Source organism: Pauljensenia sp. UMB1177 (assembly GCF_030217965.1).
Taxonomy (GTDB): Bacteria; Actinomycetota; Actinomycetes; order Actinomycetales; family Actinomycetaceae; genus Pauljensenia; species Pauljensenia turicensis_A.
This window is the reverse complement of the sequence record NZ_JASOOV010000005.1, coordinates 24754-48148: the sequence shown is the minus strand read 5'-3', so window position 1 is coordinate 48148 and position 23395 is coordinate 24754. Positions and strand designations below refer to the sequence as shown.

The 23395-nt window shown below is 54.8% G+C and carries 21 protein-coding genes, 1 tRNA gene and 1 pseudogene; 10 read left to right on the top strand and 13 right to left on the bottom strand.

Annotated features, from left to right (window positions below; all coding sequences use genetic code 11):
• Window positions 1-32 precede the first annotated feature (32 nt).
• Window positions 33-911 (top strand): RecB family exonuclease, encoded by an 879-nt coding sequence (locus QP442_RS07225; RefSeq protein ID WP_103633730.1) that lies wholly within the window; start codon window positions 33-35, stop codon window positions 909-911.
• Window positions 912-945: 34 nt separating this feature from the next.
• On the opposite strand, the gene QP442_RS07220 is transcribed toward QP442_RS07225, so the two are convergent.
• Complete coding sequence (locus QP442_RS07220) at window positions 946-1800, bottom strand: undecaprenyl-diphosphate phosphatase (protein ID WP_006680977.1); 855 nt, start codon at window positions 1798-1800, stop codon at window positions 946-948.
• 87 nt (window positions 1801-1887) lie between these two features.
• Between QP442_RS07220 and QP442_RS07215 the strand changes: the two genes are divergently transcribed.
• Window positions 1888-2826, top strand: a complete 939-nt coding sequence (locus QP442_RS07215; protein WP_285069728.1) for an aldo/keto reductase — start codon at window positions 1888-1890, stop codon at window positions 2824-2826.
• A 145-nt stretch (window positions 2827-2971) separates the two neighbouring features.
• Here QP442_RS07215 and QP442_RS07210 read toward each other — a convergent pair whose 3' ends face one another.
• From QP442_RS07210 to QP442_RS07185, 6 genes are all read right to left on the bottom strand, one after another.
• On the bottom strand, window positions 2972-3271 hold the full coding sequence (locus tag QP442_RS07210; RefSeq protein ID WP_285069727.1) for a DNA primase: 300 nt from the start codon (window positions 3269-3271) through the stop codon (window positions 2972-2974).
• Window positions 3272-3302: 31 nt separating this feature from the next.
• The gene (locus tag QP442_RS07205; RefSeq protein ID WP_103633728.1) at window positions 3303-4400 is read right to left on the bottom strand and encodes an FAD-dependent oxidoreductase; all 1098 of its coding nucleotides are present in this window, start codon (window positions 4398-4400) and stop codon (window positions 3303-3305) included.
• Window positions 4401-4474: 74 nt separating this feature from the next.
• Window positions 4475-5515, bottom strand: a complete 1041-nt coding sequence (locus tag QP442_RS07200) for a GNAT family N-acetyltransferase (protein WP_103633727.1) — start codon at window positions 5513-5515, stop codon at window positions 4475-4477.
• Window positions 5512-6195, bottom strand: a complete 684-nt coding sequence (locus tag QP442_RS07195; protein WP_006680972.1) for a DsbA family oxidoreductase — start codon at window positions 6193-6195, stop codon at window positions 5512-5514. The genes QP442_RS07200 and QP442_RS07195 overlap by 4 nt, the downstream gene beginning before the upstream one ends.
• Before the next feature lie 114 nt (window positions 6196-6309).
• A tRNA-Leu gene (locus tag QP442_RS07190) sits at window positions 6310-6395 on the bottom strand.
• 176 nt (window positions 6396-6571) lie between these two features.
• Window positions 6572-7051, bottom strand: a complete 480-nt coding sequence (locus QP442_RS07185; protein ID WP_285069725.1) for a MarR family winged helix-turn-helix transcriptional regulator — start codon at window positions 7049-7051, stop codon at window positions 6572-6574.
• 208 nt (window positions 7052-7259) lie between these two features.
• On the opposite strand from QP442_RS07185, the gene QP442_RS07180 reads away from it, so the two are divergent.
• Window positions 7260-7919, top strand: a complete 660-nt coding sequence (locus tag QP442_RS07180; protein ID WP_103633726.1) for an HAD family hydrolase — start codon at window positions 7260-7262, stop codon at window positions 7917-7919.
• A gap of 58 nt (window positions 7920-7977) precedes the next feature.
• Here QP442_RS07180 and QP442_RS07175 read toward each other — a convergent pair whose 3' ends face one another.
• From QP442_RS07175 to QP442_RS07165, 3 genes are all read right to left on the bottom strand, one after another.
• On the bottom strand, window positions 7978-11166 hold the full coding sequence (locus QP442_RS07175; protein ID WP_103633725.1) for a DEAD/DEAH box helicase: 3189 nt from the start codon (window positions 11164-11166) through the stop codon (window positions 7978-7980).
• A 9-nt stretch (window positions 11167-11175) separates the two neighbouring features.
• Window positions 11176-11688, bottom strand: coding sequence for a hypothetical protein (locus tag QP442_RS07170; protein ID WP_141089667.1), 513 nt, complete (start codon window positions 11686-11688; stop codon window positions 11176-11178).
• A 394-nt stretch (window positions 11689-12082) separates the two neighbouring features.
• Complete coding sequence (locus QP442_RS07165) at window positions 12083-12790, bottom strand: DNA polymerase Y family protein (protein WP_103633723.1); 708 nt, start codon at window positions 12788-12790, stop codon at window positions 12083-12085.
• A gap of 222 nt (window positions 12791-13012) precedes the next feature.
• Between QP442_RS07165 and QP442_RS07160 the strand changes: the two genes are divergently transcribed.
• A complete protein-coding gene (locus tag QP442_RS07160; protein WP_101628207.1) occupies window positions 13013-13474 on the top strand; it encodes a tRNA (cytidine(34)-2'-O)-methyltransferase in 462 nt (153 codons plus the stop codon).
• Between the two features lie 92 nt (window positions 13475-13566).
• Here the strand turns inward: QP442_RS07160 and QP442_RS07155 are convergent, their stop codons facing one another.
• Complete coding sequence (locus tag QP442_RS07155; protein WP_179370395.1) at window positions 13567-14067, bottom strand: hypothetical protein; 501 nt, start codon at window positions 14065-14067, stop codon at window positions 13567-13569.
• Window positions 14068-14242: 175 nt separating this feature from the next.
• Here QP442_RS07155 and QP442_RS07150 point away from each other — a divergent pair.
• Together QP442_RS07150 and sucB are read left to right on the top strand one after the other, a co-directional pair.
• Window positions 14243-14641 (top strand): annotated as a pseudogene (locus QP442_RS07150) (FAD-dependent oxidoreductase); the annotation flags it as partial.
• A 181-nt stretch (window positions 14642-14822) separates the two neighbouring features.
• The gene (gene sucB, locus QP442_RS07145; RefSeq protein WP_103633720.1) at window positions 14823-16541 is read left to right on the top strand and encodes a 2-oxoglutarate dehydrogenase, E2 component, dihydrolipoamide succinyltransferase; all 1719 of its coding nucleotides are present in this window, start codon (window positions 14823-14825) and stop codon (window positions 16539-16541) included.
• Window positions 16542-16639: 98 nt separating this feature from the next.
• On the opposite strand, the gene QP442_RS07140 is transcribed toward sucB, so the two are convergent.
• On the bottom strand, window positions 16640-18031 hold the full coding sequence (locus tag QP442_RS07140; protein WP_103633719.1) for a protein kinase domain-containing protein: 1392 nt from the start codon (window positions 18029-18031) through the stop codon (window positions 16640-16642).
• 112 nt (window positions 18032-18143) lie between these two features.
• Between QP442_RS07140 and QP442_RS07135 the strand changes: the two genes are divergently transcribed.
• The 4 genes from QP442_RS07135 (at window position 18144) to QP442_RS07120 (ending at window position 21598) form a co-directional block, all read left to right on the top strand.
• Window positions 18144-18836 (top strand): DUF4191 domain-containing protein, encoded by a 693-nt coding sequence (locus QP442_RS07135; protein ID WP_103633718.1) that lies wholly within the window; start codon window positions 18144-18146, stop codon window positions 18834-18836.
• Between the two features lie 95 nt (window positions 18837-18931).
• Window positions 18932-19861: an ABC transporter substrate-binding protein gene (locus QP442_RS07130; RefSeq protein ID WP_103633717.1), complete on the top strand. Its 930-nt coding sequence runs from the start codon at window positions 18932-18934 to the stop codon at window positions 19859-19861.
• 64 nt (window positions 19862-19925) lie between these two features.
• On the top strand, window positions 19926-20828 hold the full coding sequence (locus tag QP442_RS07125) for an amino acid ABC transporter permease (RefSeq protein ID WP_006680959.1): 903 nt from the start codon (window positions 19926-19928) through the stop codon (window positions 20826-20828).
• Between the two features lie 14 nt (window positions 20829-20842).
• The gene (locus QP442_RS07120; protein ID WP_040318535.1) at window positions 20843-21598 is read left to right on the top strand and encodes an amino acid ABC transporter ATP-binding protein; all 756 of its coding nucleotides are present in this window, start codon (window positions 20843-20845) and stop codon (window positions 21596-21598) included.
• A gap of 122 nt (window positions 21599-21720) precedes the next feature.
• On the opposite strand, the gene QP442_RS07115 is transcribed toward QP442_RS07120, so the two are convergent.
• Window positions 21721-23331: an ABC-F family ATP-binding cassette domain-containing protein gene (locus QP442_RS07115; RefSeq protein ID WP_103633716.1), complete on the bottom strand. Its 1611-nt coding sequence runs from the start codon at window positions 23329-23331 to the stop codon at window positions 21721-21723.
• Window positions 23332-23395 lie beyond the last annotated feature (64 nt).

The window sequence follows — 23395 nt, the reverse complement described above, 5'->3', positions numbered from 1 at the left end:
CTGGTGAACGCATTTCACGTTACCGTTGTCCTATGACTGCCACTACCGGGTCGAACCCACGTATTTCAGGTTCTTTCGACCCCGCTCTCTCACCTTCGCGAGCCAAGGAATACTTGAAATGCCCGTTGCAGTACCGCCTGCATGTGGTCGATCGCATCAAAGAACCTCTCACGCCTGCAACCGTTGCCGGCACGCTGGTACATTCGGTATTGGAGAAGCTTTTCGATGTGGCTCAAGCGGACCGAAATGAAGAGACGGCAATGGGACTCTTCGACCAAGAGTGGGCTGCAACAAGAGAGTCTTCAGATGATGTTGTTGCGATGTTCGACGACGAGGCCGCGCTCGATCAATGGATCGACAAGACCCGTGATCTTGTGCGCGGTTATTTCACGCTCGAAAATCCGCAGCGCCTAGAACCAGCTGCGCGCGAGAAGCGCGTGGACGCTTACACTCACGACGGCGTGCGTCTGCGTGGCTTCATCGATCGCATTGACCGTAACCCTTCTGGGGAGTTGCGTGTGGTCGACTATAAAACGGGTAAGGCGCCTTCGCCCCGTTTCCAAGACGAGGCCCTGTTCCAGATGCGCTTCTACGCCCTGCTGTTGAAACTCACCGATCGGATGCCGTTGCGCACCCAGTTGGTCTACATCAAAGCGGGTCAGACCCTGACATTTGATCCGACGGTCGATGACATTGAACGCTTCGAAGACGAAGTGTCAGGTATTTGGGATCGGATTGAGCGTGATGCGAAGCGTGGGGAATTCGCTCCTCGAAAAAATCCCCTATGCAACTGGTGCGGTGTGCGCGCCCACTGTCCTCTCTTTGACGGGGTACTTCCCGATGCGCCAGCAGACGGCATGAAGCGCCTACTGCAAACGCGGGTCCCTGCTTCAATGCAGGAACCCACGTAGACCCCCTACTGGGCGAAAGAACTGGGGCGATCAGCTACATCACCGCAGTTGACGCTGCGCTGAGTACTCCGGTCACCAGCAGAATTGCAACAACAATAGCCAAGCCAATTCGGTACCACACGAACGGCTTGTATGACTTCGTTGAAACCAGCTTGAGGAACCAGATGATGACTGCCCATGCCACAACGAACGCGATCAGTGTGGCGACGATGGTTGGGGCAACATCAACGTGATCTCCGCCGGAGAAGACCTTGTACACCTTGTACAGGCCGGATGCGAAAACTGCTGGCATGGCGAGAAGGAAGGAATAGCGGGCTGCCGCCTCGCGCGTGTACCCTAATGCGCGTCCCATCGTGATCGTTCCACCCGAGCGGCTGACGCCGGGGATCAAGGCCATTGCTTGGGCAAGGCCATAGAGGAGCGCGTCACGCCAGGACATATGGTCAAGGGTGAGTTTCTGAGGAGCATAGCGGTCAGCAATACCCAGAAGAACACCGAAAAGGGCAAGCATGACGACTGTAATCCACAGGTTACGGAAGGAAACGTCAATCCAGTCTTCCAATAGAAGACCAAGGATCCCGATCGGGAGCGAGCCAACGATGATCATCCAGCCCATGCGGACGTCGGGATTGCTTGAGCTCAGACGCTTTTCACGCGGACGAATAGGAAGCGACTTCCACCACGAAGACAAGATCCGGACAATGTCTTTCCAGAACACGATGAGGACTGCGGTTTCAGTACCGATCTGGGTGATGGCAGTAAAAGCCGCGCCCGGGTCAGCATTGCCGACCAATTCCCCAAGAATCCTGAGGTGAGCCGAAGACGAAATCGGCAGGAACTCAGTAAGTCCCTGCACGAGGCCAAGAAAAATCGCATCGAACCAAGTCATAGTCGAAACTCTACGGGCTATTGGCGGGTATTGACGAAACGGTGTGCCACGAAACCTGTGCAACCTGACACGGCTAGGCTAGAGGCTATGGAAATTCGTCAGTGCGGTCGCAGTGGTCTGAGGGTTTCGTCACTTGGCTTGGGCACGCTCACGTGGGGACGCGACACCGATGGTGAAGAAGCATGGGACATGCTTTCTCACTTTGTCGATGCGGGTGGAACGCTTGTTGAATGTTCGCCGATGAACGGCGAAGGAATGGCCACCGACGTTCTTGGAGCAGCGATGAACCGAGTCGGACGCCACCGCCTGACGATTGCTTGGAGGGGTGCCACCCGTCGCGACCACTCAGGTCGTTGGGTTTCCTCGGCTGGGCGTGGTGATATGTTGCGCAGCCTAGACGATGCTCTTGCTCGTTTAGATACCGACTATGTGGACGTGTGGATGGCGGAGCCCGACCCCAGTGTCCCACTCGAAGAAACGCTGGGTGTGCTTGAAGCAGCGTCCCGTTCAGGGCGAGCTCACTATGTCGGTCTTTCTGGCTGGGATACGTGGACAACAGCCTGCGCCCTTACCCGCCTTGGTGAACACGGGCTTGTTCAGCCAGCGGTAGCACAGCTCCCCGTCAGCCTGTTAACTGCTCCGGCTACCCATAGCTTGCGTTCACATCTGGCCGGCGAAGGATTGGGTGTATTTGCTCGGTCTCCACTTGCCGGTGGGGTATTAACTGGAAAATACCGCCATTCCACTCCCCCAGATTCGCGCGGGGCTACCGAACATATGTTGCCCACTGTCGCTCCTTTCCTGACCGACGAATACGCGGGACATGTTGAAGCAGTTGTTCGCGCCGCGCAAGGGCTTGATCGCAATCCAGGTGACGTTGCTCTTGCATGGGTACGGGATATGCCGGGCATTGCCTCAGCAATCTGCGGTCCGCGAAATGTACGACAGCTTGACCACATCCTTGACTCGACCGAGCCTCTGCCTGCCCCGATTCGCCAAGTACTCAACGAAGTCGCGTACTCGTAAGAACGCATATTTCTTAGATCCCAGCCCTCAAGTTTGGGATCCCAGCCCTCAAGTTTGGGCTTTCAAGCGCGACGTTCAGCAGACAGTGTCGCGCGATATCAAACAAGCGTCTGATATCGCGCCACAAAAGAATTCTTAGAATCGCTCAGTCGTCGACGTCGATGAAATCATCATCCAAATCGTCCGAATCCTCATCGTAGGATTCATCATCGTCCTCTTCCTCATCATCATCTTCGTCGTAATTATCGTCGAGAAGATCGAAGGGAAGCTCGACACCGAACTGTCTGAACAGTTCGTCGTCGTAGGTGAAGAACGCATCTCGCAAAGTGTTCTCTGCTTCTTCAAGCGTCGAAGGATCATCATCGGTTGCCCGCGAACAGGCAACATAATGAGCTTCAAAGGCTGCAATCAGTGCGTCAAGCGCTACGCGAGGATCATGAGTCATGAGAAGATCCTAGACCTTATGCGAACTGGACTCACGGAAGATTAAGTTGCGAGCGGATAACAGAAACCATCAGATCAGCGCCCTTGATTTCTGTTGTCTGATCAGCGCCAACGATGCGGGACACACCTTCAGAGTCAACCAGCTGCGATGCACCCATATTCGGCCCCAGCGGGAGGATCACCCATTCCTTCGTAGGCTCGTAGATTGCTTCGGGCGTCTCGCCAGCGATTTGAGACGAAATATTCGCGATGACAACGCGGGCTTGCTGGCGAGCAGCATCAGCACGCTTTGACTCGGGGACGTCCGTCAGATCGCCAACGGCGTAGGTGTGGGCATGGCCCTCAACCTGCAGGGTCTTACCAACACGGATTGTGCCGTTCGGGCGCAACATGGGCTCGTAATCGGTACCTGCGAGGTAGCCGCTGTTCGCACGAGAGCCGTAGCACTGGAACCAGATATCGCCTTCAATTTCTTCACCTTTGCAGGTCGACACATGGAAGTGACCGAGTTCACCAACGTTGTGCGGAGGCAAGAAAGCAAGTTCAGAACCGGTGATCACGCGAATGCCGAGCTCAGCGAGTTGCGTGGAAATTTCTTGACGCAGGTCTTCGGAGTAGCCGGGAGCAGAAAGGATCTGATCGGCCTTCTCGACGATCGTGATATCAAGGTCGGGGTAAGCGTATGCGAGTTCGCCGGCGAATTCGATACCGACGGTGCCACCACCGACTAGCATGACGGAGCGTGCGCCAGCAAGGTTTTCGTGCAGTTGGTTCAAACGAGCCTTTGCAACAACGGACTTCGCTGACGAGTACTTTGCTGGGAAGGGATATGTTGCGCCGGTTGCAAGAACAACGTAGTCCGCTTCGATGGGTTCGCGACCGAAAATATGGACGGTGTTACCGACAATCTGAGAAACAGTGCCGTGAATGAATTCGCCTCGTGTCAGCAAGTTCGAATAGGGCATGAAGATTGCTTCCTGCCACACGTCGTCTACGGCTGCGCGCAGTGCAGCTGCGTGGTGGACAAACTGGTCTTTTTGTTCAACGAGCGTCACGTCAGCAATAGGATCGAGTCCTTTTGCAACAGTCACGCCACCGTAACCGCCACCTACAACGACAACACGAGCCACTTCATTCTCCTTCACGTCGAGCTGGTCTAATTCTTGCACGTGATACGGGTTTGCGCGCGAGACTATCGGGCGCGTCAGCCCTGATCGATACCGAGTGCTCGGGCAATGTTGGGGACAAAGAAGTTCGGTCCCTTAAGGACTTTGCCGTCTTCACGCAGTTTTACCGAACCGTCGGGCATCAGCTTCGACAGATTCGATGCCTGAACTTCAGCTAAAACCGCGTCCAAATCGATACCCGATTCGATTGCCATTCCGTAGATGACATAGACGAGGTCTGCCAGAGCATCGGCAGTTTCGATGAGATCTCGCGTGTGGTCGTCACCGTCAACGGCCTTTTCAGTTGCTTCTTCAACGAGGCTCCGTGCAGCAGGTCCGTACACGGCGCCCATCAGTTCAGCGAATTCTTCGCGGATCAGTGACATGCGCATGTTGAGACGTTCGTAGTCGATGGTTGGCAGGGAACCGGTGCCAAGGCGCACGGGCATGGAGTAGGTTCGGTGGAACTGCTCAACAAGCTTTCCTGGGCGTGAAGGATCAAGGGCAGGTCCCTGTCCGGCACCGGGGCCATCCCATGGGGTCTTCGGTTCGCGAGCGTCCGTGATTAGAAGGCTTGCCTGCCAGAGGGCCGGGCCTTCAGCTCGCCTGCGGATCCCCTCGCGCTTAAAACCGTTGCGCCACGCTGGCTTCCAAGAACCCCAGTTTTCGACGTGGCAGTACCAGTCGATGCGGGTGACATCCATCTGTTCAAAGGCAAAATCAACGGCAAGACCGAGCGCTTCGGTCATAAACCCTTCACCCCAGGCATCAGTGCGGATGAAGTAGCCAACCTCAGCCGACTTGGGATCACGCTGCCCACGCCAAAACTCCAGGCGACCTAGGAACCTTTGATTCTTGGCAGAAAGAATCGCCCAGTCAGCGTTACCGTTCTTCCAAGACTCTTCAGAGCGCGAAAGATGCTCAACCGCCATATCCCTCGTATACGGGTGGGGAACGGTCGTCGTTTCACTTATGCGCGCGTCTTGGAGCACCTCGGTAATTGCGTCGACGAAATCAAGGTTCATCGGAACCAAGGTGACGCGCGGTCCTTGAAGAGTCTGCGGCAGTGTTTTACTCATGCTTCTTCCTTCCCCGTGTTTGCCCATGCTGTAGCAAGAATATTGCCAAGTGCAGGAACGGTCTGATGATCTTGAACAACGAACTGACGATCGATCAGGGCGGTGGGTACACGGTCGATGCCCATCTGTACACCGATCTGGAAATCAGAGAAGACATCGGATGCAGTGTGCGGATCAGTCAGCGCATCGAGGACGAACTGAGCGTCCAACCCGAGGTCCTGTGCGCAACCGATCACAACGTCGCTGTTTGAAATATCGAGGGCCATCTCAAAGTGGGCACGTCCCAAAGCTTCGGCAAGCTTCAACTGCATTGAGTCGGGACCATAGAGAGTGTCACGATCGTAGTCTTCGATGCGGGCGGCATTGATCACGCGGTGTGCAAATGAGGATGGAGCAACGATCAGTTTCTCGAAGTCAAAAACGACGCCTTCTGCACGTCCAAGCTTTTCAAGTCGCTCGTCCAGCGCCACTGCTTCCTCGTACGTGAGTTCGCCTTCGTTCATCAGATAGACGCGACGAGGTTCTTCACGGGCACTATCCAATTCGGGGTCGAGGAAGAAAGCGTGGAGCGTAATTTCCACCTCGTCACGATGATCGAAAGAGGACAGCGCCTGTCGCCAGTGTCGAATACCCAAGTACGACCATGGGCAGGTCACATCGAACCAAAGATCAATATGCATTCGCACGCTCTTTCATCGCTTCGTTGCATTGATCCGGATTTTCTTCACGGTTGTAAGAAAAATCCGAGATAAAACGAAAGCCCGGAACTTATTCAAGCTCCGGGCTTCCATCTGTGCGCGGAGGGGGACTTGAACCCCCACCCTCTAATACGAGGACTAGCACCTCAAGCTAGCGCGTCTGCCTATTCCGCCACCCGCGCAGGTGACTTGCTCTTCTTGATTACCTCAAGTCGAACGTGGAAAACTCTAACACGGTTGGTAGCCGTACTGCCAAATCGAAAGGAGAAATTCCTGGGGACCATCAGCATTTTTGTTGGAATAGCGCCGATAGTCAGTGTCCACAGGAAGTGGCGACGAGGAAGGTCCCCCAGCAGAGTTAATTCTTGTTCCGTGAACGCAGTCGCTCATCCAACGCGGAAAAAACCCTCACAATCTGGGATATTTCCGCATCGGTCATATCCGCAAGCAAGAATTCGCGAAGCGTCTCTTGGTGAAGACGAGTTGCTTCCTTCACGATCCGCGCACCCTGTGAAGTCAGACACGCTTGATAGCTTCGCCTATCCTCCTTCGACATCACTTTCTTTACCCAACCGTCACGTTCTAAATGAGTGACCAAATAGGTCAGGCGCGACGGAGAATAGACAACCTGGCCGGACAATTCACCCATTTTTAGACATTGACCAGGCGCTTCGAACAGGGCAAGCAGGATATTGTAATCGGGCACCGACAGGCCGAAATTCTTCTTCAAGCTGGATTCCAACAGGCCATGAAGACGCCCATTCGCTTCGAAATAAAGTCGCCAAGCACGCTGACGCAAGTGAGCTGAATCAGTATCCAGAAGCACGGGACTATTCATTTCGTTTTCTTTCACGTGTTGAAGAATATTCTATGAAGCGAGAAAAACACTCATAAATCCTGGTCTATCCCATATTTTTGACTGAATGGTGAGACAGTTGCTCACATACCGTTATGCGTGTTTGCTCCGCGCCACGAAATGCCGAGAGTTTCTCAATGTGCGCAGCCTCGTGCCACCATTAAGACACAAGCGATGAAGGAGTAGTTGGTTGAGCGCAGAAACACAATTCACGTGCGTACTTTTCGATGTTGATGGCACTCTTGTTGATTCTGCCCCCGCAGTGATCCACTGCTTCAACACGGTTCTTTCTCAGCGCGGCATCACGCCCCCGCCAGCGGATGCAATGCGCAAGTACGTTGGTCCCCCGCTCTGGTGGTCATTTGCTGACCTTGGCTTTGAAGGCGAGATCACGAAAGAACTCGTCGATGAATACCGGGCGCTGTACCGCACGATTTTCCTTGAACCCCCGCTTTTTCCTCGGATGGGTGAAGTAGTGCGTGGCGCCCACAACGCTGGGATTCCCGTGGCAACGGCTACGTCGAAGCAAGAGCCCCTTGCTCTGGCACAAATGGAACATCTGGGAATTCTTGACGCTTTCGACGTCATCGCCGGCGCAACTCCGGATCCTGCTTCTTCGAAAGCAACAGTTATCGCCGGTGCACTTTCGCGCCTGAGCGCCAAGGGAATGGATATCTCCCGCCCCGTTCTGATCGGTGATTCCTGCTGGGATGTTGAAGGAGGCCAGCAAGCTGGTATTGACGTCATGGGCGTAAGCTGGGGTTACGCGAAAGACGGCGACCTTGACGATTGTGTTGCTATCGCACATACCCCCGAAGAGCTTGCACACCTACTGGGGTTCACGCTCTGAGCCTTTCAGTTCATCTGTACAGCTAGCGGAAGTCTCGCAAGCGTACGAGGTGCGGATGCTAGTTATCGAGAAGGTCCACCAGGTCGGACATATCGAGCCTGGATAAGAGCTCGCCACCCTCACCATTTCCTACGCTTTCGACGACTGTTGATACGAGTTCGCGTTTGCGTTCTTGGAGTGCGACGACTTTGTTTTCGATGGTGTCAGCGCCGACCAGTCTGTACACGTTGACTTTCTTTGTTTGGCCGATTCTGTGGGCGCGGTCGACGGCTTGTGCTTCAGCTGCAGGATTCCACCAGGGGTCCATCATGTACACGTAGTCTGCTTCCGTGAGCGTCAGACCGGTGCCTCCCGCTTTCAGAGAGATGAGGAATACGGGGACTTCTCCGGATCTGAAGCGTTCGATGACTTCGTCTCGGCGGGTTGTAGATCCGTCGAGTTGGACTGTGGCGATTCCACGTCGTTCTAAGTAGTCACGAATGCGCGTAAGGAACGTTGTGAATTGGCTGAAGACCAGAGCTTGGTGTCCGCTTGGGATGATTTGTTCAAGTTGAGTGGCGAGGTACTCGATTTTTGCCGAGCCGATGTGTCCGCATGTTGCGTCGACAAGACCGGGATCCAATGCGAGTTGGCGCAAACGTGTCAGCGCCGCGAGGATATCGATTTTTGCACTCGGATCGTCGGTCAGCGAGAGTATTTTTGCGCGCTCTGCCATGAGGTGTTGATCGTAGATACGTCGGTGCTCCGTGCCGAGGTCAATGGGGATAACGGATTCGATCTTGTCGGGCAGGTCAGTGGCAACTTCTTCTTTGGTTCTACGCATCATGTTGGGACTAAGAAGAGAGTGAAGACGGTTCAATGCCGTGACGTCGTGATCGTTTTCGATGGGGCGACGAATTTTGTCGTTAAAAAGGGACCATTTGGGAAGTAGTCCGGGCATTGCGAGGGCCATGATCGACCAGAGGTCGCCAAGAGAGTTTTCTACCGGGGTTCCGCTGACCGCAAAAGTCCAGTTTCTTTCTATTCCTCGCAGCACACGGTGAATGGCGGTCCGCGGATTCTTCACATTTTGTGCTTCATCGAGAATAAGGCCGTTAAAAGGAATCTGTTTCCATTCTTCGTCGTCGATGCGCACGATTGTGTATGAGGTGATAACGATGTCTGCGCCTTCGATTTCGCTGGCGAGGCTCCTTTCGCGCCTCTTCCCCGTTGTATTGATCGTGCGCACGTTGAGATCTGGGAAGAATCGTTGAGCTTCTTTTTCCCAGGTACTTAAAACCGATGTTGGCGCGACGACAAGCGTGGGCAGATCGCGTTTGAAAGATGATGCGACGTCAGATTCTTCGTTTTCTTCACATACTGACGCATCTTTGAGGGAGGCAAGAGCAGTTAAAAGCTGAAGGGTTTTACCGAGCCCCATATCGTCTGCCAAGATGCCACCTGTTTGGCTACAGGCTCGAGCGATCAGCCAGTGCGCTCCGTCAACTTGATACGGGCGCAAGGCGGCGCCCACGGGGTTCCGGAGTGGAATATCTGCGCCGGCGTGACGCAGGTGTTCAAGACGGGCTTCCCACTGCTGGGAGTCGACAGTCGTATCCGTCAGGCAGTCGAGTTCTTCCCAGAGGCCAAGATGTGCGGGTACGAGGCGTGGCTCATCATCAAAAGAAAGGGTTCGTGCTTCTTCGAGAAGTGCTGTGATGGATTCAATTGTTTCTTTGTCGATGCTGACCCAGTGTCCGTCAACGTAGAGATAGTGTTCCGAGTGGGCGATTGCCTCGAGAACATCACTGAATGGAACCGGATATCCGCCGACGTCGAGTCTGACGTCAAGGTCGAACCAGTCATTGTGCGCTTCGCTTGGCGTGACGCGGATCGATGAATGGAGCGGGATTTCATCAATCATGAACGTCAGTACTGCGTCGTTGATCTCCCATGCAAGACGCGAGTCATTCAGCTGATCGATCACATCTTTTCGAAATTGCGGGATAGTCCACGCGGGGAGTCGGAGGTTTTTGAATTCTCCGTCCCACAAAGAAGCGGGCACGTGCTGTCGCGCAAGAGTTTTCAGGGAAGCGACGATCGGTCGAACGGCTTCTAAATCCATGACCTGCTGAAGTCGGACTCGCGAGGGGGAACCTGAATAGTCGTATTCCGCCCACCAGGTGAGGGTGAATTCTTTTCCTTCGACAAGGTCGCATTGTCCAATAATGCGCACTGTTGCTTCTTCACCAAGATCGACTGACGAGTCAATTGAAGAGACTTCGAAACGACGTTTGAGATGCGGGATATACGCGGTCGTCAGTTCGGCGATCTGGTCGGCGGGCACACAGATCGGTCCTCGTTCGAATAGGTTCATGAGTTCTTGCCCACCAACACGGGCTACCCGTGTGCCACCGTCCAAGATGAGCAGGCGGGTCGCGGTATCAATTCGGGGTTTGAGGATACGTTTATCCCCGTCAAAGGCCATCATCTGCAGGAGTAGTTCATCCCCCTGCAGGCTAAGGTCGCAGCCCAAATCCCACGATGATCGATCGAAATGTATGGGCGTCAGTGGATCAAGGCTGGAATAGAGTTCGATTCCTTGGTTGATCAGTCTGAGTAGCCACGGTGCAGCATCCATTCCGAGCATCTGAAGACTAATTTCATTTCGTGCTGCGCGACCATCATCCACTTTTGCAAGACGATAGCCTTCTCTGATTAACCCGAGCTGAGAACGCGATAATCCATCTGAAACTGAAGCCCACTGCGTCGACACCAGATCCGGCCACGTTGCTCGCTTCTTTGTCCATTGAATGCGATTGCCGGGGCGTAGTGGGTGCATCCAATACGGGCGCTCTGGGTCGCGAGTATCAATCAATAGCGCGATTGGCTCTCCGCTTGAATCCCCAGCATGAGTGAAGGAGCGGAGACGCGTTTTCCAAACTGGTTCGTCTTCCGTTGTGAGTTCGTTGATTTGGCGTCGTAATTCAAGGAACAGAGCAACCGAATGCTGACAGTTTTTCCCTTCAATACATGCGCAGGTCAGAACAGGTTGCCCTCCGTTGAGTCCAACCCAGGTTTTGAGACGAAGCCCCGTTGAAGCCACACGTCCGCTAAAAACTCCGTCGTCACCGATCTCAACATCGGTGACTTTGTTTCCTTCACACAGTGCACTCGCGCGCGCCCAAGCAGCATAGCCGACTTGATTGCGAATGATTGCTTCGTCGAACTCAGCGACGCGACGAAGTTCTTCGGGTGAAATGCGCATTCTGTCAGTTTATCTTTCACCGTCAGATTCTGCTGAGAAAGCCTCTTCTATCCACCAGTGTTTGTCTGTATAAATCAGAAGGAGATCGCTTCCTTGATCGGTGATGACGCGAAGGTATGCTCGCGCGGGCGATGAATCATCCCGCCAGTTGCCACGGATTATCCAAGGACCGTGCGAGATACGAATGCTTTGCGGAGCTGATAGGTCAACAATTCCGCGATAATCCATGCACGACTGAGCATCCCGCTTATTTTTTGGAACAGATATCCAAGCTGGTTCTTCACTCAGTTTCCCGCATTGAGCAACATGTACAGGTGAGGAAGAAGAGTCGTTCAGATGCACCGGGAGCCGAACGGATAGTAGGGGCTGAGGGCTCATATCGATTGTCCCGTCCCACTCCCCTGCCCCAGGTGTTAAAAAGCTGGGAGTATTCCAGGGAATAAAAGCAATGCGTTCACGCGGATCCCAACCACCTTGACGGTGAATACTGACAACACCGTTCACACCAAGAAGAGATTGCACCCTGTCAATGGAACGTTCGACGTCATCAGAATTTGAATTCCCTCCTCAGAGTGGACCGCTTACCCGCGGTTGGTAGGGAGCGAGTGCGGTCAGAGTAATGGTGAGCGGAGCATGGGAGTCCGCTTCACTCATAGGTAAGAGATTGACCCACCCCTGCAGTTGATAGCGAATCTTGTCAAGGACACGCGATTCGTCTAAAAATTGCCTAGGCCCGACCAGGTTCGTTCGCGACCGCATTGATTCGGCCCTTTAATCGAGACGTTTAAAGCATCTGCCACCAACCCATTAGCGTAAAGTTTTTGCGATAGTTGCCCGATAGCTCACCGAAGCGGAAAAGAAGAGTATCGACGTTGTTATCAGAGGTTTCGCATTCAACAGTGACGCTTCGGTCCGGCTACGCAGATTCCATGGGCGGGACGAAAACATCGTGCCCTTCGCTGAGTTTCCAGTAGATATCAGCATTGCTTCCAAAACGGGCATATATCTGGCCCTTACCTAAATCTTTGAGCTGCCCACAGGTGTGCACCCCCAAAGTGGCAAGCAATTCAATGTCTTGAGCTGCCTGCTCTTTCTCTTTACCGTCAAGAAGTTCCAGAATGTAACGAACGGGAATTGAGGCAAGAAATGAGGGCATTTCTTGATCGGTCACGATTCTTTGGGTTCGCGCCGCATATGTTGCAGCAAATACTCCCTGCGCGACCCCGACGAAGGCTTCGACACCAACCTGTTGTGCAACAGCATCAACGATGGCAGTTGCGGCTGCTTCTTCGCTTCCGTGCCGACGCGTAGCGGGAGTAGCCCACGCCCAACTGAAGCCCGGACGCATACACATCACTTTGGCCATAACTGACTCGAAGGCTTCGATAACAGCGTCAAAACTTCTACCTTCACGCTCTTGATCCCGAGGCACGATGATGAGCTCTGGGCACAGATACCGTGCCGTTTCAATACGCATGCCGTGGCGCACACCATGTTTGCGCGCACTAAAAGAAACGACATCAATTTTTCCGCGATGCCCCACTGCTCCTGGAGCACCCGGAGGAAGATCAATGACCAACGAGCTCACAGGCCAGTTAGGAATCCATAGAGCAATGAACCTCATGAGGCCCTCCTTGGTTCTTTGATAGCGAGATTCCACGGTCGCGAAATACCGACCCAATGTTCGTAGATAAAAAGAGTCCTGCGCTTTGCTCGAAATCGACTTCCACCCCCTTATTTAGAACGTCTGTTCTATACAGTAGGTGCGACCATGTACAAATCAGATTGCAATAGTCCATGTTCTTTCGGCTACCCGTCGCACCAACAATGGTGGCAAGATAAACGAGTGCTTCACATCATCTTCTTCGAACCCGAAATTCCTGGAAATTCAGGCGCAGCAATCCGCCTCTCTGCATGCACCGGATCAATGCTCCATCTGGTCGAACCGCTGGGATTCGATATGTCCGACACAAAACTCAAGCGCGCAGGCTTGGATTACCACGATCTCGCGCACGTGAAAGTACACCCAAACCTTGATGATGCACTTGCGGAAGTTCCCGGACGCATCTGGGCATTCACAGGACGAGCCTCAACAATGTACGCCGACGTTTCCTATCAGGACGGCGATGGACTCCTCTTCGGCCGAGAATCCGTCGGCCTTTCCGAAGAAGCAATGAATCACCCCCGCGTCGAAGATCGCGTCCGCATTCACATGCAACCGGGACTCCGCTCTCTCAACCTCGCCAATTCAGCATCGATTGTTCTGTACGAAGCATGGCGCCAACTCGGTTTCCCAGGTGGAATCTAAACCGACCCCACACTATATTCCGCTTCACACAGCACAATCGGCCTCGTCCCCCGCACATTGGGGCGAGGCCGAAATTTTCACCACCGCCATTTTTACGAACGAGGCCGCTCAAGGCGCTCAGCTAACTCCACAATCCGGCGCGGATTCGACCTCCACATCCACCCCACACCAATCATGGAAATAATGAGTGGCAGATAGTAAAAGTCCGCACCCCACCGGCTCCACGCCGAACGAGCCACAATCAGATCGGGCACATCAAAGCCTGCAATACCGATAATGATCGGCGCCGCAATGCTAATACCGATGCTGTAGCCGGCAATAATGCGCATTCTCCTGCCATTGTGCGTCAAGCCCGCCGCACCAACGAAATACACGATTCCCGCAATCAACGCGACAATTTGAGGACCCCACGGGAGGGCGTTCTGATGATGGAACAGATCAACGATCGCTGTCACGAACACCCAAGCCCCAAGCGCCCAGAACATAGCCATAACAAGACGACCAAGGCCAAGCGCTCGCGGGCGCCTATCTTTCACACTCTTGCCATTGCCGGAAACGTCGGCGCCCTCCAAAAGCTGCGGGGATTCATTCATAGGTTGATCATACGTTGCGCCCACCATCATCCTCACTTCGCACGAATGTTCGGTGTGGCCGGTTCCACCTCATCTCATCCGTCTGCGCGCGGACATCATTGCCCGCAAGTGGGACAATAGGCCTAGATGGTTCACAATACTGTTAGCAGAAAACACGACGTAAGGAGTCTCAGACGTGAGCGAACCAGAATACGACATCGTCGTACTGGGCGCCGGATCCGGTGGATACGCCACCGCTTTACGTGCTTCCCAACTGGGAATGAAAGCTGCCTTGATCGATGGAGACAAGGTTGGTGGCACCTGCCTCCACCGCGGTTACATCCCCACGAAGGCTTCTCTGCACGCAGCTCAAACCGCTGACGCTGCCTGCGAATCCGAAACATTCGCCATTCGTTCCACCTTCGAAGGCATCGACATGGCGATAGCCGGTACCTACCGCGATTCAGTCATCACCAAGCTTGACAAGGGCCTTCAGGGGCTGTTGTCCTCGCACAACGTCAAGGTCGTCAAGGGCTGGGGTCGCCTGACTGGTGCCAACACCCTCACCGTTGACGGACGCGACATCACCGCCCGCTACAGAACCGTCGAATACAACCTTGCGGGCAACAGAAAGTCTAATATCCTGAATACCCAAGGCTTCATCAAGCTCGTGAGCGTTGAAGATGGACCGATCGTCGGTTTCCACGGAAATGGCTCTCGCCGGTAAACCCCTGCACGCCCACAACTAGCACACCCGTCTTTCAAGGAGAACATCCATGGCAACCGCAGTAACAATGCCCGCCCTAGGCGAATCCGTCACTGAAGGCACCGTCACCACCTGGCTGAAGAACGTCGGTGACACGATCGCAGCTGACGAACCCATCGTCGAGGTCTCGACCGACAAGGTCGACTCCGAAGTTCCATCCCCCGTGGCGGGTGTGCTGCTCGAGATCCTCGTCCCCGAGGACGAAACCGTCGAGGTCGGCACTACGATCGCAATGATCGGTGACGCATCCGAGGCCACTTCCGCTCCAGCACCTGTAGCCGAAGCTCCCACAGCGCCAGCACCCGTTGCCGAAGCGCCTGTAGCTCCTGCGCCTGCATCACCCATCGCTTCTGCTCCCGCTTCCGGCACCGAGGTCCTCATGCCCGCCCTAGGCGAGTCCGTGACCGAAGGTACCGTCACCACGTGGCTGAAGTCCGTTGGCGACGCCGTTGAAGCTGACGAGCCTCTGCTCGAGGTTTCCACCGACAAGGTCGACTCCGAAGTTCCATCCCCCGCAGCCGGTTTCCTCGCTGAAATCCGCGTCGAGGAAGACCAGACCGTTTCAGTTGGCACCGTTGTCGCCGTCATTTCGTCTGAGGCTCCGGGCGCAGCTCCTGCAGCTCCTGTAGCTCCGGCAGCAGCCACTCCGGCTCCGGTTGCCCCGGCAATGCCTGTTGCTCCTGCAGCCCCGACTCCGGTCCCGGCAACCCTCGATCAACTGAGCAATGCTGTTGAAACCGCCGCCCCGACCGGAACCCCGGTCGCATCGCAGACTCCGGCAGCAGTGGCAAACACCGGCTACGTAACCCCGATCGTTCGCAAGCTTGCTCGCGAGGCCAACATTGATCTTGCAACGATCACCGGCACCGGCGTTGGTGGCCGTATCCGTCGCGAAGACATCGAGAATGCTGTTGCAGCCCGCGAAGCTGCCAAGGCTCCTGTTGCCCCGGCACCCGTAGCTTCGGCTCCGACTGCTTCAGCTCCGGTTGCACAGAAGCGTGAACCGTCACCACTACGTGGCACGACCGAGAAGATGTCGCGTCTGCGTCTCACGATCGCTCGTCGCATGATGGAGTCCCTGCAGAACTCTGCTCAGCTGACGACCGTGGTCGAGGTTGACGTCACCAAGGTTGCAGCTCTGCGTGCACGCTCGAAGGATGCCTTCATCGCCAAGCACAACACCAAGCTGACCTTCCTGCCCTTCTTCGTGAAGGCCGCAACCGAGGCTCTTCAGTTCCACCCGAAGATCAACGCAACCATTGATGACAACAAGGTCACCTACTTCGACCATGAGCACATCGGTATTGCAGTTGATACCCCGCGTGGCCTGCTGGTTCCGGTGATCAAGGATGCGGGCACCAAGGACATCCCGGGTATCGCAGCTTCGATCAACGATCTTGCCGCTCGTACCCGCGACGCCAAGGTTGGTCCGGAAGAACTCACCGGTTCCACCTTCACGATCACGAACACCGGTTCCGGTGGCGCACTGTTCGATACTCCGGTTCTGAACTCGCCCGAGACCGCAATCATGGGTGTTGGCACGATCGTGAAGCGTCCGATGGTTGTCAAGGCAGCCGACGGTTCCGAGTCCGTTGCGATCCGCTCGATGGTGTACTTGTCGCTGTCGTACGATCACCGCCTGGTTGACGGTGGCGACGCGGCTCGTTACCTCATGGAGGTCAAGAAGCGCCTTGAAGAAGCAAACTTCGACGCTGACCTTGCTCTCTGAGTAGAACCAATCTGGCAAAGTAATCTGCCGATCTGACGTTCAGGCACCCCCAGTTCGTGCCGGGAAACCGGTGGGAACTGGGGGTTTACCAGATCCGCCTAAGGGTCTTGCTGAGCGGTTCGTGAAACTCGTCCCGTCAGACGCATAAAAGTCATCACTACGTCTTGCGAGCTACTAGCAGGAAGAGTCACACACTTTGCCCCTTCGCAGCGTTGGTATTCACTTTGTGTCACCGTTGCTTCGATTGTGAGCTCCGTGTCCGAACAGTATGGTTGGTTGACCACGTGCGATTCGGATTCCAGATGTTTAACGAACGCATCAAAGCGGCGAAGGGTTGCAATCTTTTCAGCTTCGGCTCGAAGAGCATCCCCTTCCATAAAATTGTCCAGGTCAGCGATATTACGATCCATCACTGCTTGATCTCGCGCATGCATAAAAGTGGAGACGATGTCGTTCGCCTGGCTGACGTCGGGGCAGCCATCGATTGCGAAGTCGTCGATCGAAGCAACCTGATTGCGACCAAATGGTTGGATTCCTTGTCCCAGGTCCATTCCCTTCATCGGATCTGCCGGCTTAGTTTCTTCTTGAGTCTCTCCCGATTGCCTATTTTCACTCAGTGGCGCAGATTGCGTGGCATCTGGATGTCGAGATCGTTCAATACCCCCACTCGAGGGCACCGACTGCGCCTTAATTCCGCCCGTTGAGAAGGACGCGTTTGATAGTGTGGGCGGCCTCGTCATTCCATAGATGACGCTAAGGAGAACGATGATGATCCCCGCCAGCGCACCGCGTCGCCGCCCCTGAGTCGCTGGCAATCCCCGTGGATGTTTATCGAGAAGGTGTTCCTTTCGCCACGTGACTACATCGTTCATCTGAGACGGATTATCACAGCGTGAGTCAACTGTCTGTTGTAGCGGGCGTTGCTCGACGCGCGTGGGGTTAAGTCCGAGTGGATCAATATTCAATGCGCATGCGATGGCTTCAACTCCGGCATCGTCACTGCGCTGGTCCTTTGTTGCAGACAGAGAAAAACCGGGGGTTCCTTCACCGGCCTGCGCGGGAATGGCAATATCAATCAGCGTCGCGTGAAAATCACTGCTGATAACAATGTTTGATGGCGCAATATCGGTATGGATAATTCCCCTATCATGTAGCGCACAAACGCCAGCACGCACATCGGCGACGATACGTCGGCGCTGGTTGTCGTTCAGTTGCTGACCGCTATCGAGTAGCGCCTGCAAGGTTCGCCCGGCGTACCGACGCTGAGAAAGACTCACGCGACCATCCGGCTGGGACGATATTTCCACCAGCTCTGCCACATTCGGGTGCACGAGGCCACGCCATGCAATCCAACGCTGCATCTGATCACGCGCGATATCAGAGCTATATACGCTGATCAACAGTGCTTCATTGTCACGAGTGACCTCCCACAGCGGACCGTTGGAGGTCATAAATGCAATCGTTCCAAGGCGATCTGAATGCATAGTCATAGCCGCATTGTGCGGTCCAGATTTCTTGAAAGCGACCGGCCTTGCCTAAGCTTGTGGATAACTGCGATCCCATGCATTGGAATATCGCCATTACAGGTAGAATAGGTTCGCTATGAGTGAGAACACTGCCCCCAAGAAGCGTCGCTGGTACCACAACCTCGCGGACGCATACCGTATTACAAAGCGCTCCTATCCGTGGATCGGATGGGCACTTGCCGGAGCATGGATCCTAACGATCTGTCTTGCACTGGCGATCGCCGCCCTGATGCACGCGAACTACATTGTCTGGACAATTCTGGGCGTTTTGGTAGGTAGCACGATCGCGATGTCACTGCTGTCGTTCTTGGTGCGTCGTGCTCTATACGATCAGATCGATGGCACTGTCGGCTCTGTCTACGCTGTTTTGTCGCAGATCAAGTCCGGTTGGATCATTCCCGAACAGCCGATTAACGTCACGCGCGAGCAGGATGTTATCTGGCGAATTATCGGTCGCGCCGGTGTTGTTCTTATTTCCGAAGGTCCTTCCAGCCACGTTCAGCCACTTCTTTCAGCTGAGCGTAAGAAGGTTCAACGCGTTGTGAAGAACGTTCCTGTTCACGTTATCCAGACTGGCCACGATGAAGGCCAGCTGGAACTTGCGAAGCTGCAGGGCAAGTTGCGTGGTTTCAAGAAGATTCTGACGAAGGAAGAGGTTCCTGCCGTTTCGAATCGTTTGAATGCGTTGCAGTCCAATGCTCTGCCGATTCCCAAGGGAATTGATCCGATGAAGGCTCGCCCGAACCGCAGGGCGATGCGCGGCCGCTGAGAGTTTCGACTCAAATACCGAGACACCCCTATGCATAATATGCATAGGGGTGCATACTTATATGCGTAGAGAGAAAATCTCCGAAAGGTACTCCCATGCGCAAGCTTCCTGCAGCACTCCTCCTGACTGCTACCGCATCGATGGCACTCGCCGCATGCTCCGACCCGTCAACCTCTTCGACTTCTCAGTCCGCTGAGGGGGCAGTATCGGCCACCGCGATTGAATCATTCGACATCTCGTCGATCGAAACCGTCGATGAAATCGCCGCTCTGGTCCCCGTCGCAGTCAAGGAACGAAATATCCTGCGTAACGGCACATCCGCTGACTACGCCCCCGCCGAGTTCCGCGCTGAAGACGGTCAGACCCCCGTTGGCTACGACATTGATATCGTCAAGGCTCTGGCAAAGGTGATGGGTCTTGAAGAAGGCACCACGACTCACGCAGAGTTTCCGACCATCATCCCGGGTCTCGGTTCCAAGTTTGATATCGGCGCTTCTTCCTTCACCATCACCGAAGAGCGTCTTGCTCAGACCAACATGATCTCCTACGTCGAGGTCGGCTCCGCATACGCTGTCGCTCAAGGCAACCCGAAGAACTTCGATCCCGCCAACGCTTGCGGCACCACAATCGGCGTTCAGAACGGCACGTACCAGCAGGAATACGCTGAGCATCTGTCCGAAGAATGCGTTGCTGGTGGCAACGAAGCAATCAAGATTATGCCCCTCGACCTTCAGACCGACATTGCAACCAAGGTCATCGGCGGCCAGTACGACGCCACTCTGGCTGACTCCACCGTAATCGGCTACACGGTTGAACTCTCCGGTGGCAAGCTCGACCAGGTTGGTGACATCATCGAGGCCGAGCCTCAGGGTATTGCTGTCGCCAAGAACGACACTGAACTGGCCAACGCAATCCAAAAGGCCATGCAGTACCTAATGGATAACGGCTACCTGACCAAGATTCTCGCAGCCTACGGCGCCGAGGATGCCGGTCTCACCACGGCCGAACTGAACCCCGGCCTCTGATTTGAACTCAACGTATGGGGCTCGCACCATATGGCGCGAGCCCCATACTGAGCAAGGTAAACATATGGCACACGTTAAAGACGGCATCACCCTCATTGATGCAAAACCGGTACCGCGACCCGGACGGTGGATCAGCGCAGTGATCGTTGCGATCTTTGCGCTGCTCCTCGCCACGGGTTTCATTACCAATGACAACTACCAGTGGGATGTCGTTGGCAAATGGCTTTTCTCGAAGACGATCGTTTCAGGCGTTGTATACACGTTGATTCTGACTGTCATCGCGATGACAATTGGCACGATCCTCGCCATCACGTTTGCGATTATGCGCCAGTCGATTAACCCGGTTCTGCGCTGGGTTGCCACAGCCTATATTTGGTTCTTTAGAGGTACCCCGATCTACACGCAGTTGATCTTCTGGTCACTGCTACCCACGCTGTACCCGCAGATTGAGCTTGGCATTCCGTTTGCTCCACCGTTCGTTTCCTTCGACACGGCAACGTACTTCACACCGTTCTGGATGGCGTTCATCGGTCTGGGACTCAACGAAGGCGCTTACCTTGCTGAGATTATTCGCGCCGGCTTACTGTCTGTTGATAAGGGTCAGTGGGAGGCTGCCACCGCTCTTGGTATGCCTCGTTCGATGATTTTCCGTCGCATTATTTTGCCCCAGGCGATGCGCGTGATTGTCCCGCCGATCGGCAACGAAACGATTTCCATGTTGAAGACGACATCGCTTGTTTCGGCGATTCCGTTCACGTTGGAACTGACGTTCGTTGCATCGACAAAGGGCCAGTCCCTGTTCCAGCCGGTTCCGCTGTTGATTGCGGCTGCTCTTTGGTACCTGTTCATCACGAGCATTTTGATGTGGATCCAGGCACACATTGAACGTTACTTCGGTAAGGGCTTTGATCGTCGCGATAACGCGACCGCTTCAACCTCGACTCAATTCTTGGATGTGACACCGTGAAATCTTCAACTCCTATGGTGAGCGTCAAAGGCGTCCACAAGTTCTTTGGTGACCTTCACGTGCTCAAGGGCATTGATCTTGAGATCGCGTCCGGCGAGGTGTGCGTAATTCTGGGTCCGTCGGGTTCAGGGAAGTCGACGTTGCTCCGTTGCCTGAATCAGCTCGAAGAGATTAGTGCTGGTGAAGTGAGCGTTGATGGCGAGCTTCTCGGATACCGCAGGGACGATGCTGGCCAGTTGCACGAGCTGGCTGACAAGGTCATCGCCGCCCAGCGTTCGCGCATTGGCATGGTATTCCAGCGTTTCAACCTGTTCCCGCATAAGACTGCGTTGGAAAACGTCATGGAAGCACCGATCCATGTTGCGAAGGTGGATAAGGCAACGGCGAAACAGCGTGCGCTTGAACTGCTTGAACGCGTCGGATTGTCGGATCGTGCGGATCACTATCCCTCGGAGCTTTCCGGTGGTCAACAACAGCGTGTGGCGATTGCTCGCGCTCTGGCGATGGATCCGGAGATCATGCTTTTCGACGAACCAACATCGGCGCTTGACCCCGAACTGGTGGGCGAAGTTCTGCAGGTCATGAAGGATCTTGCACAGTCGGGCATGACGATGGCTGTAGTTACGCACGAAATTGGTTTCGCACGTGAGGTCGCTGACACGGTTGTCTTCATGGATGAGGGAGTTATCGTCGAGGCTGGTAGCCCCGCTGACGTGATCGACAATCCGCAAGAACAGCGAACAAAGGAATTCTTCTCGAAGGTGCTCTGACGCGGTGTACGAGGCTCCTGCTTCACACACGATCCTGAGATGGGTGTGGGCCCAGCGAAATCGCTGGGCCCACACCCATATGTGCTACGCAGGGCAGTCAGCCAGCGCGTAGCAATGTCAGATCAGGTGAGGGTGACGAGATCAAGGTAAGAGTCATCCCAGAGATCCTCGTCCCCATCCGGGAGTAACAGAACACGATCGGGATTCAACGCGGTGACAGCGCCCGGGTCGTGTGTCACCAGAACGACCGCACCTTCATACGTGTCGAGTGCATTCAAGACCTCTTCGCGGGACGCAGGGTCGAGGTTATTCGTCGGCTCGTCAAGGAGAAGGACATTCGCGCCGGAAACAACGAGTGTTGCCAGAGCGAGACGGGTCTTCTCACCACCGGATAAAACGGACGTCGGCTTGTCTGCATCGTCACCCGAGAAGAGGAACTGACCAAGGACGTTGCGGACGTGAGTATCGTCAAGGTTCGGCGCAGCATCAACCATGTTCTGGAAAACAGTCTTGGAATTATCCAAGGTTTCATGTTCCTGCGCGTAGTAGCCGAGTTTCAACCCGTGCCCCGCAACAATCGCGCCACAATCAGGTTCACTGATGCCACCGAGGATTCGTAGCAGGGTGGTCTTACCGGCACCGTTTAAACCGAGGACAACAACCTTTGCTCCCTTATCGATTGCAAGATCAACACCGGTAAACACTTCCAACGATCCAAAGGACTTCGACAGGCCTTCGCCAGTCAGCGGGACTCGGCCACATGGAAGAGGCTCTGGAAAACGTAGACGCGCCACCTTTTCCTGAACTTCCTCGCTACCCGCCTGAGCAAAAAGCTCTTCAGCGCGTCGTAGCATCTGTTGAGCTGCCACTGCCTTTGTGGCCTTCGCACGCATTTTTTCGCCCTGGGCCTTCAGCTGTTCAGCCTTCTTCAAAGCGGTTGCGCGTTCCTTGCGACGACGGCGTTCGTCTTCTTCGCGTTGCTTCAGGTAGGCATCCCAGCCCAGGTGATAGATATCGACCTCGGCACGGTTCGCATCCAAGTAGAAGACCTGGTTGACGGTCTCCCCCAGCAACTTTACGTCGTGGGAAATCATCATGACGCCACCGGGGAATGTCTTGATCCAGTCACGCAACCACATGATCGAATCGTGATCCAAGTGGTTTGTGGGCTCGTCAAGGAGAAGCACGTCAGCTCCGGAGAATAGGACGCGTGCGAGTTCAACACGTCGGCGCTGACCGCCAGATAGAGTGTCGAGGCTCTGTTCAAGGACACGATCTTCGAGGCCCAGTGAGTGGGCAATCTGTGCCGCTTCAGCGTTCGCGGCCCAGCCGCCCTCGTTCGTGAATGCCTGATCGAGTCGCACGTAGCGCTCCATCGCTTTCACTTGGCGATTGCCCTCAGTCGTTGACATCTCGTGTTCGGCTTTACGGATCTTTGCGATGATCTGGTCGATTCCACGCACCGAGATAATGCGTTCGCGAGCAGTGAGGGACTGATCACCGATGTGAGTGTCCTGAGCGAGGTACCCGATCTTTCCGTTGTTCGTAATCGTGCCGGAGTACTCAGCAGCACCATGATCTGATTCGCCGGCAAGAAGACGCATGGTCGTCGTCTTTCCCGCACCATTGCGACCGACAAGACCGATACGCATTCCCTTATCGATCCTGAAGGACACGTTCTTCACAAGGTCTCTTGGCCCAATGCTGAGGGAGAAGTCTTGTACGTTGATCACCCGACAATTTTAGTGGTTGTGGGCAGGTACACCCTACTCAAATAAGGTGATACGCCCTACGGGC

Bases quoted from the DNA above. Each gene is read 5' to 3' on its own strand.
- QP442_RS07225 (WP_103633730.1), top strand. From the start codon at position 33: ATGACTGCCACTACCGGGTCGAACCCACGTATTTCAGGTTCTTTCGAC.
- QP442_RS07220 (WP_006680977.1), bottom strand. From the start codon at position 1,800: ATGACTTGGTTCGATGCGATTTTTCTTGGCCTCGTGCAGGGACTTACT.
- QP442_RS07215 (WP_285069728.1), top strand. From the start codon at position 1,888: ATGGAAATTCGTCAGTGCGGTCGCAGTGGTCTGAGGGTTTCGTCACTT.
- QP442_RS07210 (WP_285069727.1), bottom strand. From the start codon at position 3,271: ATGACTCATGATCCTCGCGTAGCGCTTGACGCACTGATTGCAGCCTTT.
- QP442_RS07200 (WP_103633727.1), bottom strand. From the start codon at position 5,515: ATGAGTAAAACACTGCCGCAGACTCTTCAAGGACCGCGCGTCACCTTG.
- QP442_RS07195 (WP_006680972.1), bottom strand. From the start codon at position 6,195: ATGCATATTGATCTTTGGTTCGATGTGACCTGCCCATGGTCGTACTTG.
- QP442_RS07185 (WP_285069725.1), bottom strand. From the start codon at position 7,051: ATGAATAGTCCCGTGCTTCTGGATACTGATTCAGCTCACTTGCGTCAG.
- QP442_RS07175 (WP_103633725.1), bottom strand. From the start codon at position 11,166: ATGCGCATTTCACCCGAAGAACTTCGTCGCGTCGCTGAGTTCGACGAA.
- QP442_RS07165 (WP_103633723.1), bottom strand. From the start codon at position 12,790: ATGAGGTTCATTGCTCTATGGATTCCTAACTGGCCTGTGAGCTCGTTG.
- QP442_RS07155 (WP_179370395.1), bottom strand. From the start codon at position 14,067: ATGAATGAATCCCCGCAGCTTTTGGAGGGCGCCGACGTTTCCGGCAAT.
- sucB (WP_103633720.1), top strand. From the start codon at position 14,823: ATGGCAACCGCAGTAACAATGCCCGCCCTAGGCGAATCCGTCACTGAA.
- QP442_RS07140 (WP_103633719.1), bottom strand. From the start codon at position 18,031: ATGACTATGCATTCAGATCGCCTTGGAACGATTGCATTTATGACCTCC.
- QP442_RS07135 (WP_103633718.1), top strand. From the start codon at position 18,144: ATGAGTGAGAACACTGCCCCCAAGAAGCGTCGCTGGTACCACAACCTC.
- QP442_RS07130 (WP_103633717.1), top strand. From the start codon at position 18,932: ATGCGCAAGCTTCCTGCAGCACTCCTCCTGACTGCTACCGCATCGATG.
- QP442_RS07125 (WP_006680959.1), top strand. From the start codon at position 19,926: ATGGCACACGTTAAAGACGGCATCACCCTCATTGATGCAAAACCGGTA.
- QP442_RS07120 (WP_040318535.1), top strand. From the start codon at position 20,843: ATGGTGAGCGTCAAAGGCGTCCACAAGTTCTTTGGTGACCTTCACGTG.